The organism is Klebsiella sp. HMSC09D12, assembly GCF_001808475.1.
GTDB lineage: Bacteria > Pseudomonadota > Gammaproteobacteria > Enterobacterales > Enterobacteriaceae > Klebsiella > Klebsiella oxytoca.
Genome location: NZ_KV793495.1, coordinates 72,113 through 91,030, shown reverse-complemented (window position 1 = coordinate 91,030; position 18,918 = coordinate 72,113). Strand labels below are relative to the sequence as shown.

The 18,918-nt window shown below is 55.4% G+C and carries 17 protein-coding genes; 1 reads left to right on the top strand and 16 read right to left on the bottom strand.

Features of this window, described 5'->3' with window-relative positions; translation table 11 throughout:
* Positions 1-4 precede the first annotated feature (4 nt).
* The gene (locus tag HMPREF3178_RS20080) at positions 5-466 is read right to left on the bottom strand and encodes a GNAT family N-acetyltransferase (RefSeq protein ID WP_004104042.1); all 462 of its coding nucleotides are present in this window, start codon (positions 464-466) and stop codon (positions 5-7) included.
* 59 nt (positions 467-525) lie between these two features.
* On the opposite strand from HMPREF3178_RS20080, the gene rnz reads away from it, so the two are divergent.
* Positions 526-1,446 carry a ribonuclease Z gene (gene rnz, locus HMPREF3178_RS20075; RefSeq protein ID WP_064373206.1) on the top strand — a complete coding sequence of 307 codons (921 nt, stop codon included), beginning with the start codon at positions 526-528 and terminating at the stop codon, positions 1,444-1,446.
* A gap of 51 nt (positions 1,447-1,497) precedes the next feature.
* Here the strand turns inward: rnz and HMPREF3178_RS20070 are convergent, their stop codons facing one another.
* From HMPREF3178_RS20070 to nuoG, 15 genes are all read right to left on the bottom strand, one after another.
* Positions 1,498-2,028, bottom strand: a complete 531-nt coding sequence (locus HMPREF3178_RS20070; RefSeq protein ID WP_004114230.1) for a tyrosine-type recombinase/integrase — start codon at positions 2,026-2,028, stop codon at positions 1,498-1,500.
* Positions 2,029-2,062: 34 nt separating this feature from the next.
* On the bottom strand, positions 2,063-2,572 hold the full coding sequence (locus HMPREF3178_RS20065) for a fimbrial protein (protein ID WP_053064310.1): 510 nt from the start codon (positions 2,570-2,572) through the stop codon (positions 2,063-2,065).
* A gap of 12 nt (positions 2,573-2,584) precedes the next feature.
* Positions 2,585-3,628, bottom strand: coding sequence for a fimbrial protein (locus tag HMPREF3178_RS20060; protein WP_053064311.1), 1,044 nt, complete (start codon positions 3,626-3,628; stop codon positions 2,585-2,587).
* 19 nt (positions 3,629-3,647) lie between these two features.
* Positions 3,648-6,197 (bottom strand): fimbria/pilus outer membrane usher protein, encoded by a 2,550-nt coding sequence (locus tag HMPREF3178_RS20055; protein ID WP_032728580.1) that lies wholly within the window; start codon positions 6,195-6,197, stop codon positions 3,648-3,650.
* Between the two features lie 30 nt (positions 6,198-6,227).
* A complete protein-coding gene (locus tag HMPREF3178_RS20050; RefSeq protein WP_004104055.1) occupies positions 6,228-6,890 on the bottom strand; it encodes a fimbrial biogenesis chaperone in 663 nt (220 codons plus the stop codon).
* Between the two features lie 62 nt (positions 6,891-6,952).
* Entirely contained in the window at positions 6,953-7,489 is a 537-nt protein-coding gene (locus tag HMPREF3178_RS20045; protein ID WP_004104056.1) for a fimbrial protein, read from the bottom strand.
* Between the two features lie 425 nt (positions 7,490-7,914).
* Positions 7,915-8,466, bottom strand: a complete 552-nt coding sequence (locus HMPREF3178_RS20040) for a tyrosine-type DNA invertase (RefSeq protein WP_004104057.1) — start codon at positions 8,464-8,466, stop codon at positions 7,915-7,917.
* Between the two features lie 215 nt (positions 8,467-8,681).
* The gene (gene nuoN / locus HMPREF3178_RS20035; protein ID WP_004104058.1) at positions 8,682-10,139 is read right to left on the bottom strand and encodes an NADH-quinone oxidoreductase subunit NuoN; all 1,458 of its coding nucleotides are present in this window, start codon (positions 10,137-10,139) and stop codon (positions 8,682-8,684) included.
* Positions 10,140-10,145: 6 nt separating this feature from the next.
* Positions 10,146-11,675, bottom strand: coding sequence for an NADH-quinone oxidoreductase subunit M (gene nuoM / locus HMPREF3178_RS20030; protein WP_032728583.1), 1,530 nt, complete (start codon positions 11,673-11,675; stop codon positions 10,146-10,148).
* A 163-nt stretch (positions 11,676-11,838) separates the two neighbouring features.
* The gene (nuoL, locus tag HMPREF3178_RS20025; protein WP_004104060.1) at positions 11,839-13,680 is read right to left on the bottom strand and encodes an NADH-quinone oxidoreductase subunit L; all 1,842 of its coding nucleotides are present in this window, start codon (positions 13,678-13,680) and stop codon (positions 11,839-11,841) included.
* Positions 13,677-13,979 (bottom strand): NADH-quinone oxidoreductase subunit NuoK, encoded by a 303-nt coding sequence (gene nuoK, locus HMPREF3178_RS20020; protein ID WP_004104062.1) that lies wholly within the window; start codon positions 13,977-13,979, stop codon positions 13,677-13,679. Before nuoK ends, nuoL begins: the two co-directional genes overlap by 4 nt.
* The gene (gene nuoJ / locus HMPREF3178_RS20015) at positions 13,976-14,530 is read right to left on the bottom strand and encodes an NADH-quinone oxidoreductase subunit J (protein ID WP_004104064.1); all 555 of its coding nucleotides are present in this window, start codon (positions 14,528-14,530) and stop codon (positions 13,976-13,978) included. Before nuoJ ends, nuoK begins: the two co-directional genes overlap by 4 nt.
* 10 nt (positions 14,531-14,540) lie before the next feature.
* The gene (gene nuoI, locus HMPREF3178_RS20010; RefSeq protein ID WP_004104066.1) at positions 14,541-15,083 is read right to left on the bottom strand and encodes an NADH-quinone oxidoreductase subunit NuoI; all 543 of its coding nucleotides are present in this window, start codon (positions 15,081-15,083) and stop codon (positions 14,541-14,543) included.
* A 14-nt stretch (positions 15,084-15,097) separates the two neighbouring features.
* Positions 15,098-16,075: an NADH-quinone oxidoreductase subunit NuoH gene (gene nuoH, locus HMPREF3178_RS20005; RefSeq protein WP_004104068.1), complete on the bottom strand. Its 978-nt coding sequence runs from the start codon at positions 16,073-16,075 to the stop codon at positions 15,098-15,100.
* On the bottom strand, positions 16,072-18,798 hold the full coding sequence (nuoG, locus tag HMPREF3178_RS20000) for an NADH-quinone oxidoreductase subunit NuoG (RefSeq protein ID WP_016808372.1): 2,727 nt from the start codon (positions 18,796-18,798) through the stop codon (positions 16,072-16,074). The genes nuoH and nuoG overlap by 4 nt, the downstream gene beginning before the upstream one ends.
* Between the last annotated feature and the right edge of the window lie 120 nt (positions 18,799-18,918).

Here is an 18,918-nt window from a genome sequence, read left to right as displayed (position 1 = left end):
GCGGCTAGTGGGTGGCGATTTCGTATGCCATGCCAATATGGTCGATGCCGTCCTCGTCGTAGACATCGGTCACCGGCACAAAGCCGAAGCTGGCGTAGAATTTTTGCAGATGCGCCTGGGCGCCAAGATAGATGGCCTTTTGCGGCCAGTGTTGACGGCAGCTGGCCAGCGCCTGCTCCATCAGCTGATAGCCCAGCTTTTCGCCGCGCACCGCCGGGCTGACGATCACCCGGCCAATCACGACCGGCTCATATTCATCATCGCTCTTGAGAATGCGCGCATAGGCCACCAGTTCATCGCCGCGCCAGCCGAGAAGATGGCGGTTCTCACCTACCAGATCGTCGCCGTCGATATCCTGATAGGCGCAGGTTTGTTCGACAACGAACACCGCACAGCGTAATTTCAGCACAGCATAGAGCTGGGGGACGGTCAGTTCAGCGTGGTGAAGATCCTGCCATGTCATCATCTGCGGTTCCTTAGTTGGTATACTTTGTTTTTTGACCCACGCCCTGAGGACACTGGACGATGGAATTACTCTTTTTGGGGACATCCGCTGGCGTGCCAACCCGTACGCGTAATATGACGTCGATGGTGCTGAATTTGCAACAGCCAACTATGGCGGAGATGTGGCTGTTCGACTGCGGGGAGGGAACGCAGCATCAGTTTCTCCACACCCCTTATCATCCCGGCAAGCTGAATAAGATCTTTATTACCCATTTACATGGCGATCATCTTTTCGGTCTTCCCGGCCTGCTGTGCAGCCGCTCAATGCAGGGTAATTCTCTGCCGTTAACGCTGTACGGGCCAAAGGGGCTTAAGGAGTTTGTGGAAACCGCCCTGCGTCTTAGCGGTTCCTGGACCGATTATCCACTGGCAATCGTCGAAGTCGAACCGGGTCTGGTATTTGATGAAGCCGGTTTCCGGGTCACCGCCTGGCCGTTAAACCATCCGGTTGAGTGCTACGGCTATCGGATCGAACAGCATGATAAGCCGGGTCCCCTTGATGCCGCACAGCTTATCGCCGAGGGCGTGCCTCCCGGTCCGTTGTTCCACCGCTTAAAACTGGGGCTGACGGTTGAACTGGAAGATGGTCGGTTGATTGACGGCAGCCGCTACCTTGGGCCGGCAACGCCGGGTAAGAAGCTGGCGATTTTCGGCGATACCGCCCCCTGCCCGGAGGCGCTGGAGCTGGCGCGCGGCGTGGACGTTATGGTTCATGAGGTTACGCTCGAACAGGCGATGGCGGAAAAAGCCAACGGTCGCGGGCATTCATCCAGCCAGCAAACGGCGGCGTTAGCGAGGGAAGCAGGCGTCGGGACGCTTATCGCCACTCATTTTAGCTCGCGCTATGATGCCGAAGGCTGTCAGCGGCTGTTGGCTGAGTGTCGGGAGGTCTTTCCCCCTACCGTGCTGGCGGAAGATTTTCTGGTTTATAACATCGAATAAAAAAACAGGCGTAACGCGGGAGATGAACGCTACCCGCGATTACGCCAAAAATTACTCTTCAACATAACCGTTATAACGCAGAATAGATTTTAAATTGCGATAGCCCAGATAATCCTGGATAGAGTCATCATCTATGCCTTTTTTACCCAATTCATATCCGCAAGCATGGCGCAGCATCCGCGGGTGAATATTTTGCTTCAGTTTCGCCAGCTCACAGCATTCACGAATGATTTGATAAAAACGCTGGCGAGTCATCTGATTTCCCCGCGAAGAGATAAAGAGTAAATCATTATGGGCTGGATAACACTCTCTGGCCAACAGCCAGCGCTGTAATGAGATAATCTCTTTGGGTTGTAATGGATGATACCCCGAGATACCGTGACGCGCCCGGCGAATATAAATTCGTTTTCCCGGCAGGTCGACATCCCGCAAAGTTAATGCGGTAATTTCATTAATCCGACAACCGTGCAAAAAGCACATTTGGATCATGCAGCTATTTCTCTCGGGGTGCGCACAATAATGTGCGGCAAGCACCAGGCGCTCAACGTCTTTAACGCTCAGATATTCCGTCTCATCCTGCATATGACATTCCTTTTCATCCATTTAATACATACAATTACTGATAGGTAAAAGTCAGCTGCACCACCGACTCGAATTTTCCCACTTTTGCTCCGCCCTGCGTTGAATATAAGCGCGCGGCCAGCGGGAATTCGCCTTTGCCGGTGCTACCGTTAATAGCAATAGTCATCCGATCCTGGTTTTTATAGGTTGTGGAATGATCGGTATTGGTTATCTGCAGCGCGATATTTTGCGCCGCATCGCTGGCGGCCATATTGGCGAAATGCGTGGCATCATCGCCGTCGGTCACGCCATCAAATTTCACCGTCGCTTTCGTCGTACCCGCCGGGCAATTTTCAACGTTCAGGCTAAAGGTTTTCCACGCTGAAGCAGTGCCGGCAGTTTGAAAATCGATATTCAGCAGCGTGCCGAAATTCACCTCCTGATACTTCGTATCGGTGCTGACGTCGCAGGGGAGATAATAAATATTACCCTTCACGTTCAGAGGGATGCCGCCCCAGGATGAAAAAACAGGCAGCAGCAATGCCAGCCATAGCGCCTTTTTCATTATTCACTCCTGCTATTCGATTTCTGCTTGAATGGTTGCCGTCGCCGTAAATCCGCCGCCATCGGGTACATTCCCGGTGGTATTAATCGGATAGATTTTCATGGTCGTGTCCCCTTGCTGGGTCGCGTAATTCAGATTGACCGGCAGCATTCCGGATATAACGGGAATTTTGACACCAGTAATATTTTCAATACGAACCGCAATATCACTATTCGTGGTCGCCAGCGCGGTACTGTCATTCGTATCCGCCGTCCCCTGGAAGGAAAGCGCAATTTTTACTCCTGAGGAAATATTAGTGCAGGCTACCGTCATATTGACAACATGCGGCGTAAAGCCCGTCGGCATCTGACCTGAAGTTTTAAAGTTATTCGCGGCAATATCGCCGAAGTCGATATTAATCGGCTGACCGGTATTAATCTCGCAGGACTGCGGTACTGTTACCGAGCCGCTCATTGAGATCTGCGTGAGAGGAATACTGCTATAGCTCCCCGTTTTCCGCGACCCGTAAACGTTCAGGATCACCGTTGGCGGGATCGTCACCTGACCGACGAACGGCCGGGTAAAGTAGAGCGAGATATATCCCACTGAACCGGTATTAAACAGCGTACCGCCCGGGTTACAGGCATAACCCTGATTATTTAGATTGCTTTTATCCTGAATGGGCGTCGGTAAATACTGATTCACCCCGCCGGCAATAAATAGCTCGCTGGCGATTTCCAGATATTTATTCAGCTGATAATAATTCAAGCCGCTTCGGGTTTGCGTCGCGACTAATCCCGGAACAGTGGCTCGAAAATACGTAGTACCAGTAACATCGCTACCGCAATCACATTTCGCTTGATAGGTTCCCCCGGTAGTCCAATGGTACAGACGAGGGAACGCCATTCCGGCCTGGTTTTGCGAAGGGTTAGTAAAAGTTTCAATAAATGAAAAGCTGTCCTGGAAAGGAGCTCCGCCATTACCCGTATTCTGACACCAGCCCGTTTCCGCCATAATCTGCGGCGATATCGCCAGCGCCGCCAGACCGGTCAGTAATCCCCATGAAAATCGTTTCATTGTCTCTGCATCCTTTCGATTAACGGCATAGCCCCTGGGCTACGATAATGCCGGTGAGGCTTTTCCCTGACGGCAGCGCATACTGGACCCGGCAGCGATCTTGCGCGCTGGCCCCCCACTTCACGTTAAGTACGCCGCTAGATTCCAGCCCGGTCAGATAGACCTGGCCGCTATCGCCAACGATAAAAGCTTGCTCAGATGACGCGGCTCCAGGAATGCTGACCATGGCGCCAAAAGGCACCGGCCGCCCGTTATCCTGACGCACCGTCATCAGCACCCGGCTACCGACGCTGGTAGCGTAATTAGCGCGCACTACCGCCCCGCGGGTTGGCACCACCGTTTGCGTCGTTAGCTCAAGGTCGACATCATCCGGCATCGTGCTGGTATCAAGCGTTAAGGTGTTTTTACGATACGGCGAGGTGTAAGGCACCAGGGCATAGCCCCGCCAGTCGGTTCTGACGCCGGTCTGGTTGTTGATGCCAACGCCAGCGGCGCCTGGTGCTTTAACTAAAGCGAGGGTTTCACCAAATGGCTGCCCGAGCGTCAGCCCATTCTCATGCGCCAGAACTCCGCCGCGCAGGGCGTAGTTAAGGCGGTGGCTATATTTATCATGACTGTAGCCGCCGGTCAGTTCCGCGTAGGTCGCACGCCAGTCGGCGTTAACGCTACCGCTCTCCCCTCTTCCCTGGCTGGTGTAACCTTCCTGTACGCTCCAGCTCAGGTTGTTACGCTCCAGCAAGGTACCGGAGAGGCCCAGGTTGTTGGTCGTGGAGCCATTTTTGCTGCTGTTAAGGGAGTAGTTGGCATAGACCGGATTAGGTAGCCAGTCGCCCAGCGGTATGCTGATGCTTAAGGCGAACAGATGGTCTTCATCATTACGTTTACCGGTGTTCTGATCGGTGGTATTGCGATTGTAGCTATAGTTCATGCTATAGCTGATGCCGCGCCAGCTATTGTTGTAACCGACGCCCACGGACTCCATGGTACGACCGGTGTTCCAGTAGTCCTCGCGAATATAGCTTAGCGATAGCGACCCCATCTCATCGCCAAGACTCTGGCTGATCGTCACCTCTCCCCGGTTGCGCCGCCGTTCCACTGAAGGCGTATAGGCGTCATCGCGATAGGTATCCAGCACCTCCTGCATATCCCAGTAACCGCTGGTGGCATAGCGATATCCTGCCAGGCTGACGTTGGTCCCTAATCCCGGAAGATCTTTGCTGTAACGAAGACGAACCGACTGACCGCTCTCTTTATCTTTATCCTGGCGATTCGACCAGGCCTGGGTAACGTCGGTCGACACGGCTCCCAGTTCGCCGAGGTTTTTGCCCATACCCAACGCCAGCGACTGATATTTGCTACTAAACTGACCGCCGCCGTACAACGTCCATCCCCATGGCAGACCGTAGATGGCCGTTGCCTGAGAGAGAGGCGTCTCGTCAATACTGTTGTCGTAGGCGCGATACACCCCAGTAGTTACGCTATATTTCAGACGCCCTTCACGCTGCAGAACGGGGAGTGAAGCATAGGGCACGATCAGGTTCTGCTCGCTGCCATCGGCCTCTTTGATAGTCACCGACAGATCGCCAGAACCCCCGGTCGGATACATATCGGTGATTTCAAATGCCCCGGGGGAGACATAGGTCTGATAAATCTCATAGCCGTTCTGGCGAATAATGACCTGGGCGTTAGTCCGCGCGATCCCGCGCACAACCGGCGCATAGCCGCGCAGGCTTTCCGGCAGCATATCGTCATCGGAAGCCAGCATCGCTCCGCGAAAGGGAATGCCTTCAAAAACGTCGGCGTCGGTGCTACTGTCGCCCAGCGTCATCACCCCTTGCAGAGCATTAATATTGCGCTGCGCATAGGTGTAAACCGTATCCCAGCTGTTACTCGACTCGCCGCCGCCGCTGCTGCGGGTCCAGGTCGTGTAGTTACGCAAACGCCACGGTCCGATGTTAATACCGGGACGGAGGTTAACGTATTGATTATCGCTATCCGGCGTGTCGTTCTTGCGCGACCAGTTGTTGGCTCCGCTAAAAGCGTAATTCAGCAGCAGCGCCGTCACCCCGTCATCCCACTGTTTAGGATCGACCCAGCCCCGGGCTGCGCTGGACACTGCCGCCTGAGGGAAGCTTAATAACAGCCGCTGTTGGCTGAAACGAAACTCGGCTTTCGCCTGCGGTATGACGCTCATATCCGCACAGTTTGCTGACTTACGCCCCAGGTCTGGAAACCGGGAGACGCGCACGCCCCATTCCGCAAGCTCTTCAACCTTCAGGCACGGCTGCAGTTCCGTTTTCCCGGCGCCTTCCCCCTGCTGAAAAGTCACATCGCGGGTATCCATAAAAACGTTATTAAGGTAAATATCCACCCGATAGCTGCCCGGCTGCTGGCCTCCGACCTGCTCATAGGCTGATAAATCCCTGATGCCCGTCTGAGGTCCATCCATTTCCAACAGGGCCGGGTTGAAAACATCCCGCGCCAGGACCTCGTCACACAGCGGTAACAGCGCAACGGCCAGAGCTCCGGCTATCCGGTTAAGCCGCCATTTTTTATGATTATTTTTCATTTTCTCTGGAACTCCCTGGCCAGACAGCCTCTACAAATTAGCGCGGTGCTGCGCGCCGATTCCGCCGTAATCGTTAATCAGCTTCCACTGCAAAGCGCCGGCGCTGCCGCGCGGTAGTTCAAAGCGCGCCGTTTCCCCTGGCCCCACCCAGTTGGCGTCCTTGACTTCGGCCCCGCCTATTTTGACCTCGGCGAAATTCATATAGAACGCGGTCGGATTGGTTACCTGGAGCGTGTTACCGCTACGCGCCCAGCGAAGCTGTTCCGTTACCATCTCCGGCGAACCCACGACGGATTTAGGTCGATAGATGAGTTTGATGCGCGTTTTGATCGCGATCTGCAGGGTGTTGGCCCCGGCTTTCGCTTGCGAAGAAGGAATCGCTTTGATGTTCATCCAGAACATGCTCTCTTTGTTTTCCGGCAGGCCGCCGCTATAAATCACCCGCAGACGGGTTTGCTGCTCGCCATCCAGGCGAAATAAAGGCGGAGTCAACAGAAAAGGGGCGGCCCCCTGCGCAGCTTCTACCCAGCTTTGAATGAGATAAGGCGTAGCATCGGTATTGGTAACGCTCAGAGAGGATTCTTTTTTGCCCCCGGGATATATCAGGCGAGTGCCCCCGGTGACGACGCCCGCATGTGCCGCAGCGCCCACTAACAGCCATCCAGCCATTAGCACTTTCAGGTATCGTTTCATCTCCAGCTCCCTGGAAAAGCGAGCCACGCAGGGCTCGCTAACACTGTCATACAAACGGAGAATCAGTTGTAGCTGATAGTGAAGTTCGCGCTACCGTCTGCCTTACCGGCAACCACTGTGGTATCAGTCTGGATATAACGAACGCGGAACGGCAGATCGATTTTGCCGGTAGCCGGAATATTCAGGCTGGTGGAACGGGTGAACAGCGGCAGGGTATTGTTGTTGCTGCCATCAACCAGCTGCAGGGCCACGCCTTCGGCAACGTCAGGATCGGTACCGGCGCCGGTCAGCTCCAGTTTTTCATTATCACCGTTGACGTTAGGGCCGGAGAACAGTACCGATGCTTTGGCGACGGTCGTCGGGCAGTTTTCCAGTTTGATCGAGAAATCCTGTTCAGCCGCAGTAGAACCGGTACCGCTAAACGCGGTCTTGGCAATCTGCCCCATATGAACTTCCAGCGGGTTGGTCATGTCGTTAACCACGTCACAGCCAGCATCGATGATTTCGCCGAGAAACTTCACCTGACCGTCATCCGCCAGCGCAGCACCAGAGAACGCCGCGCAACCGGCAACTACAGCAGCAAGTAATGTTTTTTTCATGATTTATCCTTTTCAATGCAGTCAATGCATTAATTTAAAAGCGCAATACTGAGCGCATCCTTTTATTTACGCTTGATATTAATAACGCTTCAAAACATTGACCCATGAATGGATATAATATTTTGAAGTGGTCATTTTGTATCAATTTGACCACTTCAATTAATTGAAATATAAATTGCCAGGGAAGGCATATTTGATTTTATATTTGCCAGGTGAAACCTTAATAAACACGATAAAACACTAAGGGTCGAAAGGAGAGACAACTCATGCATTAAACTAATTTAAATAACCCCAAGAATAAATGACACCAATATATAATTTAAGCATATGAAAAACATAACAAAAAATATTGTTAATCATAAATTGACATTGTTACCACCTGTGGATAGCATAGGAGACAGTTTGATACAAAATGACTATTTCATTTACCAAACCTCTCTAAATCTTGCATCATTACTTGCTGTATAAATGACCGTATGCTGAATATTCCTGTGCCCGAGAAAATCCTGGATTAATCGCGTATCGACACCGTTGTTAGCCAGCGCAAAACCGCAGGCGTGGCGCAGCATATGGGGATGAGCGCTGATCTCCAGCTGGGCGACAAGACTCAGGTTCTTCATCATCTGATATATTCGCTGCCGGGATAAAGGTTGACCATTGCGCGATAAAAAGAGCCAGCCGGAATGATTACCGGGATAATCCTTACGCACGCGCAGCCATTCATTAAGAACTTTCACCTCTTGTTTATATATGGGATGGGTCGTTGAAAAGCCATTTTTTAACCGTCGAATATAAATAACCCCGCTTTGAATATCGATATCCGAGAGCTTCCAGTGACGAATTTCACTCACCCTGCATCCATGATTAAAACACATCCACAATAAACAGACATCGCGTTCCGGGTTAGCCCCCCGCCTGGCTGCATCAACCAAACGCTGAACTTCACCGACAGTCAAATGCTTACGCCTTGTTTTCATTCACTTTCTCCATCTACAGAACACAACAGTGTGCGTATCAATAATAGTACGGAAAATAAGAGGATGAGTGGAAACGTAAAGTGAGATTAATATGATAAAAAGCATGAATAATACGAAAAATAGGCAATATTAAAGAAAATTCCCATCGCTTGCTGGTAGAGATAAAAAAAGGACCGCCGAAGCGGTCCTTGTTCGTTCCCAATCTGCGTGCAGCATTACATCAGCGGCGTCGCCAGCTGTACGATGTTGATGAGCGGTTGCGGCCACACGCCGAGCACCAGCACCAGCAGCGCGGAGATCAGCACGACGATGCCGCCGGCGCTGTACTGCCAGTTAGACGGCGCATCGCGATTCAGTTTCTCCGGCGCGCTGAGGTAGAGGCTCACCGCCACGCGCAGATAGTAGTAGAGGCCAATCGCCGAACCCACGACCACCGCCCCGACCAGCCACCACAGGTGCGCATGCACACCCACCGCCAGCACGTAGAACTTACCGATAAAGCCCAGCGTCATCGGGATACCGGCAAGAGACAGCATCATCACCGTCATCACCGCCGACAGAATAGGTCGGTGCCAGAACAGGCCGCGATAGGAGTAGAGCGAATCCGCATCCGGTCCGCGATACGGGCTGGACATCAGGCTCACCACGCCGAAAGCGCCGAGGCTGCTGAACAGATATCCGGCCAGATAGACGCCCACCGCTTCCATCGACATCTCACCGCTCTGCAGGGCAATCAGCGCCACCAGCAGATAGCCAAGATGGGAAATGGAAGAGTAGCCGAGCAGACGTTTGATGTTGGTCTGGCTCAGGGCCATCAGGTTACCAAAGATAATCGATGCAAAGGCGATCAGACCCAGTACCACCCGCACTGCCTCGCTGTCACCCACCGGCATGTAAAGGAACAGACGCATGACCACACCGAAGATAGCAATCTTGCTGGCGGTGGCCAGAAAGGTCGATACTGGGGCAGGCGCGCCCTGGTAGACGTCCGGCGTCCACAGATGGAACGGCACCAGCGACAGCTTAAAACCAAGACCGACAATCATCAGGCCGAGACCGGCCAGCAGCAGCGGCTCATGCAGCATGCCATCCGTCAGGCTCTTACCGAGCGCCAGGAAGGAGAGGTTACCGGAATTTGCATACACCAGCGCCATACCGAACAGCAGGAACGAAGAGGCAACGGCGGACAGGATCGTATATTTGATACTGGCCTCCAGCGAACGTTTCTGGCGGAAAGCGTAGCCGACCAGGCCAAACAGCGGCAGCGAAATCAGTTCAATGCCGAGGAACAGCGCCGCAAGATGGTTCGCGCCCGCCAGCAGAATGCCGCCCAGCGCGGCAATCAGCACCAGCAGATAGAACTCTTCTTTATTGTCCTTGTAACCCTCAAGCCACGGGTAGGCAAAGGTGCAGGTTGCCAGGCTGGCCAGCAGCACCAGGCCGGTATAGAGCATGGCGTAGCCGTCAACGCGGATCAGCGGCGTGACGTCCATCGCCCCGTTCTGGCCTACGAACCAGAGTGAGATCAGCGCGGCGTTAAGGCCGAGAACCGACAGCGTGGCATTAAGGAAATGATTGCGTCGCCACGCAATGGAGAGCATCACAACCACCACCGTCAAGCCGACGATCAGCAACGGTAGCAGTGCGATCAGTTGTTGTGGAGTTATTGTCATGGCGAATTACGGCCTTGTAGTAGAAACAGAATTAACAAACCACTGCTGAATGTTGCTCATCGCAGAGTGCGAGGTGTCCAGAATCGGCTGCGGGAAGAAGCCCAGCAGCACCAGCAGAACAACCAGCAGCAGGATGATCGACAGTTCACGCAGGGACATTCCCGGCAGCGCTTTGGCGGCGATTTCGCTTTTTGCTTTACCGAAGTACGCGCGATGCAGCATCGACAGCGAGTATACGGAAGCGAACACCAGACCAAAGGTAGAAATAACGGTAATCACCGGCACGGTCTTATAGCTACCGAACAGAATCATAAATTCGCCGACGAAGTTACCGGTGCCCGGCATCCCGAGGGTCGCCACCGCAAAGAACATCGACAGCGCCGGCAGCCACTTAATTTTGCTCCACAGACCGCCCATCTGGCGCATATCGCGCGTATGCAGACGCTCGTAAAGCTGACCGCAAAGGATAAACAGACCGGCTGCTGACAGACCATGAGCGATCATCTGAATCACCGCCCCCTGGTAAGCCAGCTGGCTGCCGGTGTAGATAGCAATCAGCACGAAGCCCATATGGGAGACGGAGGTGTAAGCGATCAGACGCTTAATATCGTACTGGCTGAAGGCCATCCACGCGCCGTAGAAAATACCGATGACGCCAAGCCACATCGCGATCGGCGCAAATTCGGCGGAAGCGTTCGGGAACAGCGGCAGCGCAAAGCGCAGCAGGCCGTAGGCCGCGGTTTTCAACAGGATCCCCGCGAGGTCAACGGAACCCGCGGTCGGCGCCTGAGAGTGCGCATCCGGCAGCCAGCCGTGCAGCGGAACCACCGGCATTTTTACCGCGAAAGCGATAAAGAAGCCCAGCATCAGCAGGTATTCCACGCCGTGCGACATCGGCGTCTTCAGCAGCTCTTCATAGTTGAAGGTCCATACGCCGGTAGCGTTGAAGTGCACAAACGCCAGCGCCAGGATGGATATCAGCATCACCAGACCGCTCGCCTGGGTATAAATGAAGAACTTGGTTGCCGCCGTGATACGCGTTTTACCGTCGGAAGCCTTATGGCCCCACAGCGCGATCAGGAAGTACATCGGCACCAGCATCATTTCCCAGAAGAAGAAGAACAGGAACAGGTCGATAGCCAGGAATACGCCGATCACGCCGCCGAGGATCCACATCAGGTTAAGATGGAAAAACCCCTGATATTTCTCGATTTCGCGCCACGAACAGAGCACCGCCAGCACGCCGAGCAGCCCGGTCAGCACCACCATCAGCAGCGACAGACCGTCGATAGCCAGATGAATGCTAATCCCGAAGCGTGGGATCCACGGCATCACGAATTCCGACTGCCACTGCGGAATACCGGTAGATTGCGTGAGAGAATAGCCGCCCTGCATCCACAACTGCAGGCCAAGCATAAACGTCAATCCCATAGTGATCAGCGCGATCCAGCGCGGCACCTTTACGCCAAAGCGTTCAGTCTGCCAGCACAGGAAGCCGCCGATGAAGGGAATTAATATTAGCCAGGGTAATAACATGGCGATCTTTATTCCTTGTTAAAGTCCCGTTCAGGACCGATTTTCAACGAATTCTCACAGAAAATTCACTTCGGATTGCGGGTGTTATTGCCCGGCAGCGCTATGCTTGCCGGGCCTACTGCTTGTAAGTCGGGTTAACCGACAACGCCCACAATCCTCAAACTCAGCGCAATACCATCAGTAACGCCAGCACCACGACAGCGCCAATGCCCATTGAAGCCACATACCAGCGCAGATAGCCATTCTCGCTTACCACCAGGCCTTTACCTGCGAAGCGGGAAAGGATCGCCGGAATGTTCATCAGCGCATTCAGCGGATCGCTCTTCAGCAGCCACGCCACGCCGAGGAACGGCTTGACGAACACTTTGTCGTACAGCCAGTCAAAGCCCCAGGCGTTGTACCACCAGGTCCCGAGCAGACGACCCGGCGCGCTGTTGGCAATCGATGTGACCAGCGTGCGTTTACCCAGCCACAGCCAGGCGGCAATCAGAATACCGGCGATGGCAATCACTCCGGAGGCAATCTCCAGGGTCATGACGCGTCCATGCTCAAGCTCGGTGGTCTGCGGCAGTACGCCATCCAGCGGCGGCACAATCAGCGCGCCAACGAAGGTTGAGAGCACCAGCAACACAATCAGCGGCAGATGATGGGTAATCCCCTTCCCTGCGTGAGCATGAATTTGTTCTTTGCCGTGGAACACGATGAAAATCATACGGAAGGTGTACAGGGAGGTCATAAATGCCCCGACCAGACCGGCCACCATCAGATTCAGATGACCGTTCGCCATCGCGCCCGCCAGGATCTCATCCTTACTGAAGAAGCCTGCCGTCACCAGCGGCAGTGCGGACAGCGCCGCGCCCCCCACCAGGAAGCAGACGTACACCAGCGGAATAGACTTACGCAGGCCGCCCATCTTGAAGATATTCTGTTCGTGGTGGCAGGCGAGGATCACCGAGCCGGACGACAGGAACAGCAGCGCTTTGAAGAACGCATGGGTCATCAGGTGGAAAATCGCCGCATCCCACGCCTGCACGCCGAGCGCGAGGAACATGTAGCCAATCTGGCTCATGGTGGAATATGCGAGTACGCGTTTGATATCGGTCTGCACCAGCGCGGCGAAGCCTGCCAGCACCAGCGTTACCGCTCCGACGATCCCGACGAGATGCAGAATTTCCGGGGTCATCAGGAACAGGCCATGCGTGCGCGCAATCAGGTAGACGCCGGCGGTCACCATGGTGGCGGCGTGGATCAGCGCGGAGACCGGCGTTGGACCAGCCATCGCGTCCGCAAGCCAGGTCTGCAACGGCAGCTGCGCAGATTTACCCACCGCGCCGCCCAGCAGCATCAGGGTTGCCCACATCAGCATGTTATTACCGGCGGCAAAGTGCGCAGGCGCCAGCTCAACCATTTCGCGGAAGTTCAGGGTGCCCAGTTCGTTGTAGAGAATGAACAGCGCGAACGCCAGGAACACGTCGCCGACGCGGGTCACTACGAACGCTTTCATTGCCGCCGCGCCGTTCTTCGGATCGGTGTAGTAGAAACCGATCAGCAGATAGGAGCAGAGGCCCACGCCTTCCCAGCCGAGGTACATCAGCAGCAGGTTATCAGCGAGCACCAGAACCACCATGCTGGCGATAAACAGGTTGGTATAAGCGAAGAAGCGGGAGTAGCCCTCTTCACCGCGCATATACCAGGAGGCGAACATGTGGATCAGGAAACCGACGCCGGTGACCACGGACAGCATGGTCAGAGAGAGACCGTCCAGCACCAGGTTGAAGCCAACATTGAAGTCGCCCACCGACATCCAGGTCCACAGCGGAACGCTGACCGCCTGTTTGCCGTTGGCAAAGAAGTCGACGCCGACAAACGCCGTCGCCAGCGCCGCCAGACCGACCGAACCCACCCCCACGGTGGCGGATAAATTCTCCGACCAGCGTCCGCGAGAGAAGGCCAGCAAAACAAAGCCAATCAATGGCAAAAGAATGGTTAGGGTAAGCATGTTCATCCGCGCAACTCACTTACTGAATCGATGTTCAGGTTCTGGCGACGACGATGGAGCTGCAGCAGCAGCGCCAGGCCGATACTCGCTTCCGCGGCGGCGAGGGTGATGGCGAGGATATACATTATCTGGCCATCGGTCTGGCCCCAGTAGCTTCCTGCAACCACGAAAGCCAGCGCCGCGGCATTGATCATGATCTCCAGGCTAATCAGCATAAACAGCAGATTGCGGCGGATAACCAGCCCCGTCAGGCCGAGGACAAACAGGACAGAGGCGAGGATCAGTCCATGTGTTAAGGGGATCATGCGTGTTCCTCCGTTTTTCTTTTATCGCTGTCGTTCGGGCGGTTGCTCAGCACTTCCCCGGCGCGCTCTTCGCGGCCGATATGGAAGGCAACAACCAGGCCCGCGAGCAGCAGCATGGAGGCCAGCTCCACCGCCAGAACGTACGGACCAAACAGCGCAATACCGACCTCTTTGGCGTTAATCGCCGCACCGTCAATTCCCTGATCGTTAATACCGAGGATGGCGTAAACGATAACCACCAGCAGTACCGCAGAGAGGATGGCGGGGCCAATCCAGATCCCGGGTTTCAGCCACTGGCGCTCCTGCTCAATTTCGCTGCCGCCCAGATTGAGCATCATCACCACGAACACGAACAGCACCATAATGGCCCCGGCGTAGACGATAATTTCCAGCGCACCGGCAAAGTAAGCCCCTAGCGAGAAGAACACCCCGGCAATCGCCAACAGCGAAATGATCAGGTACAGCAGCGCATGCACCGGATTGGTATGGGTGATCACCCGCAGGGTAGCGAGGATGGCTATCAGGCCACAGATATAAAAAGCGAATTCCATTGCCCTCTCCTTACGGTAACAGGCTCTTGACGTCGATAGGCTTAGCTTCGTTCTCTGCTTCGCCCTTATCTTTGCCGTCGATTGCCATACCCGCCATCCGGTAGAAGTTATATTCCGGGTATTTACCCGGACCGGAAATCAGCAGATCCTCTTTTTCGTACACCAGATCCTGACGTTTGTATTCGCCCAGCTCAAAGTCCGGGGTCAACTGAATCGCCGTCGTCGGGCATGCTTCTTCGCACAGACCGCAGAAAATGCAGCGTGAGAAGTTGATGCGGAAAAACTCCGGATACCAGCGGCCGTCTTTAGTTTCGGCTTTTTGCAGAGAGATACAGCCTACCGGACAAGCTACCGCACACAGGTTACAGGCAACGCAGCGCTCCTCGCCGTCCGGATCGCGCGTCAGCACGATGCGGCCACGGTAGCGCGGCGGCAGATATACCGGCTCTTCCGGGTACATCCGAGTTTCACGTTTGGCAAAGGCGTGCATCCCGATCATGCAGATACTGCGGACCTGGGTGCCAAACCCTACCAATAATTCTTTTAAGGTCATGGTCAATTCACCCCTTATTGCGCCTGCCAGAGAATGACAGCCGCCGTTACCAACAAGTTGATCAGCGTTAACGGCAGGCATACCTTCCAGCCAAAGGACATTACCTGGTCATAGCGCGGACGCGGTAATGATGCGCGGATCAAAATGAACATCATCATAAAGAACGCGGTTTTCAGCGCGAACCAGATGAAAGGAGGTAACCATGGGCCATTCCAGCCGCCGAAGAACAGCGTCACGATCAGCGCCGATACGGTAACAATCCCGATATATTCACCGACGAAGAACAGACCGAACTTCATGCCGGAGTATTCGATGTGGTAACCGTCAGCCAGCTCCTGTTCCGCTTCCGGTTGGTCAAACGGGTGACGGTGACATACCGCCACGCCCGCAATCGCAAAGGTCACGAAACCAAAGAACTGCGGGATGACGTTCCACAGATGCGCCTGGTTATTGACGATATCGGTCATGTTGAATGAACCGGCCTGCGCCACTACGCCCATCAGGGAAAGGCCGAGGAACACTTCGTAGCTCAGGGTCTGGGCAGAAGCACGCATCGCGCCAAGCAGCGAGTATTTGTTGTTGCTCGACCAGCCGGCGAACAGCACCGCATAGACCGCCAGGCCCGCCATCATCAGGAAGAACAGGATACCGATGTTCAGATCGGCCACCACCCACGTCGGGCTGACCGGCACGATGGCGAAGGCCAGCAGCAGCGAAGTAAAGGCGATCACCGGCGCCAGAGTAAAGATCACACGATCCGAGAAGCGCGGAACCCAGTCCTCTTTAAAGAACATTTTGATCATGTCGGCGACAAGCTGCAGCGAACCGCCCCAGCCCACGCGGTTAGGTCCGTAGCGGTTCTGGAACAGGCCCAGCAGACGACGTTCGCCAAAGCTCATAAACGCGCCGCAGGTGACCACCACCAGTAGAATCACTACCGCCTTAAGGATGCCTAACAGAATGTCGATGAGATCGGGAGTTAACCAACTCATGCTTTCGCCTCCTGCAGAGTATCAATACGCGCTCCGGTCAGCACCGGCGCAATCCCTGGCAAGCCCATCGGTAAGCCAACCTGCCCTGCCGTCAGCCCCGCCGAGATTACCAGCGGCAGGCTAAGCGCCTGGCCATCAACGCTGAAGGAAACCATCGCCCCTTCGTTCACGCCAAGCTTCGCGGCATCTGCCGGGTTGAGCTTAACGTACGGCTGCGGCATGCGGCTCTGGAATACCGGAGCACGCTGCGACAGCTCGTCGCTGCCGAACAGATGGTAGTAAGGCGCGATACGCCATTTCCCTTCTTCAGCCTGGAAGCTTGCCGGTACCGCGGTAAAGTACTCAAGACCGCTGGCTGAGGCTTCAATCAGACGCACGCCCGGATCGCCGTGGCGCAGTTTACCGCCCACTTCATCCTGGAACTTGTTCCACGCCTGAGGGGAGTTCCAGCCCGGAGCCCAGGCAAACGGAATTTGCGAACGCGGCGCGGACGGCTGGTTGTTCCCTTCCATAGAGAAGGCGAACATGGTGTCTTTATCCTGCGGCTGACGCGGTTCATGCACGCTGATGTTGGCGCGCATCGCCGTACGTCCGCTGTAGCGGTGCGGTTCACGAGCCAGCTTCTGACCGCGAATGCGGAAGGTCGCATCCGGCGCGGCGTCTTTGATCCCGGCCAGCTGCGGCAGGGCGGCAATGGCGGCGTCAATCACGTGGTCCAGCTGCGTCCAGTCAACCTGACGATTGTTCACTGTGCTGTGCAACGAGTGCAGCCAGCGCCAGCTTTCCAGCATCACGGTTTTCGCATCGTAATAGGCCGGGTCGTAAACCTGGAAGAAGCGCTGGGCGCGACCTTCGTTGTTGACCACGGTGCCATCGCTTTCCGCAAAGCTTGCCGCGGAGAGCACCAGATGCGCTTTTTCCATAATCGCCGTACGCTGATGGTCAACCACCAGCACCAGCGGCGCTTTCGCCAGCGCCGCATCTACGCGGGCGGCTGAAGCGTGGCGGTGCAGATCGTTTTCCAGCACGATAACCGCATCAGCTGCGCCGGTTTCCAGTTCACTCAGCGCCTCTTCAAGCGAGCCGCCGCCGATCATCCCGAGACCAACGCTATTCACTGCCCGGGCGACCATGGTCACGCCAACATCGGCGCCGCGGCCTTTCAGGGCTTTCGCCACGTTCGCTGCAGCCTGAATCACCTCGATGCTGCCGGCGTTAGTTCCGGAAACAATCAGCGGTTTTTTCGCTCCGGCTAACGCCTGAACGATCACCTCGATTTTGCCTTTCAGCTCGCTGCTCAGGCCTTCGACCGCCGGCGCGCTATCGTCCAGCGCGTGGGCAATGGCGAAGCCAAGACGCGCCTGATCTTCCACCGGCGCGCGATAGGTCCATGCCGCAATGTCATCAAGACGGGTGTCGTCGATGTTGGTCACGAACAGCGGATGCTTTGCACGCTGGCCGATGTTAAGGATCGCGGCGATCTGCCAGTCGGCGACCTTCTGCGCCGCCGCCATTTCGCGCGCTTTGCCTTTCACCGCCTGACGCACCGCCAGCGCGATACGCGCGCCGGTCTGGGTAATATCTTCACCGAGGATCAGCACCGCATCGTAAGATTCGATCTCGCGCAGCGCCGGGGTATGAATACCGCCTTCGCGCAGCACTTTCAGCATCATCTGCAGGCGTTCCTGTTCGCCCTTCGCGATGCCGGTATAGAAGTTGTCGGCGCCGACCAGCTCGCGCAGCGCAAAGTTGCTTTCAATGCTGGCGCGCGGGGAGCCGATACCAATCACTTTCTTCGACTGGCGCAGAATATCTGCCGCCCCCTGCATCGCCTGCTCGGCGTTAAGGGTAATCAGATCGTCGCCGCGACGCTGAACCGGCTGACGCGGGCGATCTTTCAGATTCACATAGCCGTAGCCAAAACGTCCGCGGTCGCAGAGGAAGTAACGGTTAACGGTACCGTTATAGCGGTTTTCGATACGACGCAGTTCGCCGTAGCGCTCGCCGGGGCTGATGTTACAGCCGATGGAACACTGTTGGCAGATGCTTGGTGCAAACTGCATATCCCATTTACGGTTATAGCGCTCGGAGTGTGTTTTATCGGTAAAGACGCCGGTCGGACAGACTTCAACCAGGTTGCCGGAGAATTCGCTCTCCAGCACGCCGTCTTCCGGGCGACCGAAGTAGACGTTATCGTGAGCGCCATAGACGCCCAGGTCGGTACCGTCGGCATAGTCTTTATAGTAGCGAACGCAGCGGTAGCAGGCGATGCAGCGGTTCATTTCGTGGGAGATGAACGGCCCCAGATCCTGGTTACGGTGGGTACGCTTGGTAAAGCGGTAGCGACGGAAGCTATGACCGGTCATCACGGTCATATCCTGTAAGTGACAGTTGCCGCCCTCTTCGCACACCGGACAGTCGTGCGGGTGGTTGGTCATCAGCCACTCAACTACGCTTTCGCGAAACTGCTTCGCTTCTGCGTCGTCGATAGAAATAAAAGTGCCGTCGGATGCCGGAGTCATACAGGACATCACCAGGCGGCCACGCGTGTCTTCCGCGTTCTGATATTGCTTCACCGCACACTGGCGGCAAGCACCAACGCTTCCCAGCGCCGGATGCCAGCAAAAGTAAGGAATATCAAGACCCAGAGAGAGACAAGCTTCTAACAGGTTGTCCGCTCCGTTGACCTCGTACTCTTTGCCGTCTACATGAATCGTAGCCATTAGCGTGCTTCCAAAGTAAAAAAATCTTTTCCACTTCTTCATTCAGGCGGCCTCTGCGTTGGCTGCCTTCGTTCACCCCGGTCACTTACTGTAGTAAGTCCTGGGGGTTCACTCAGTTGC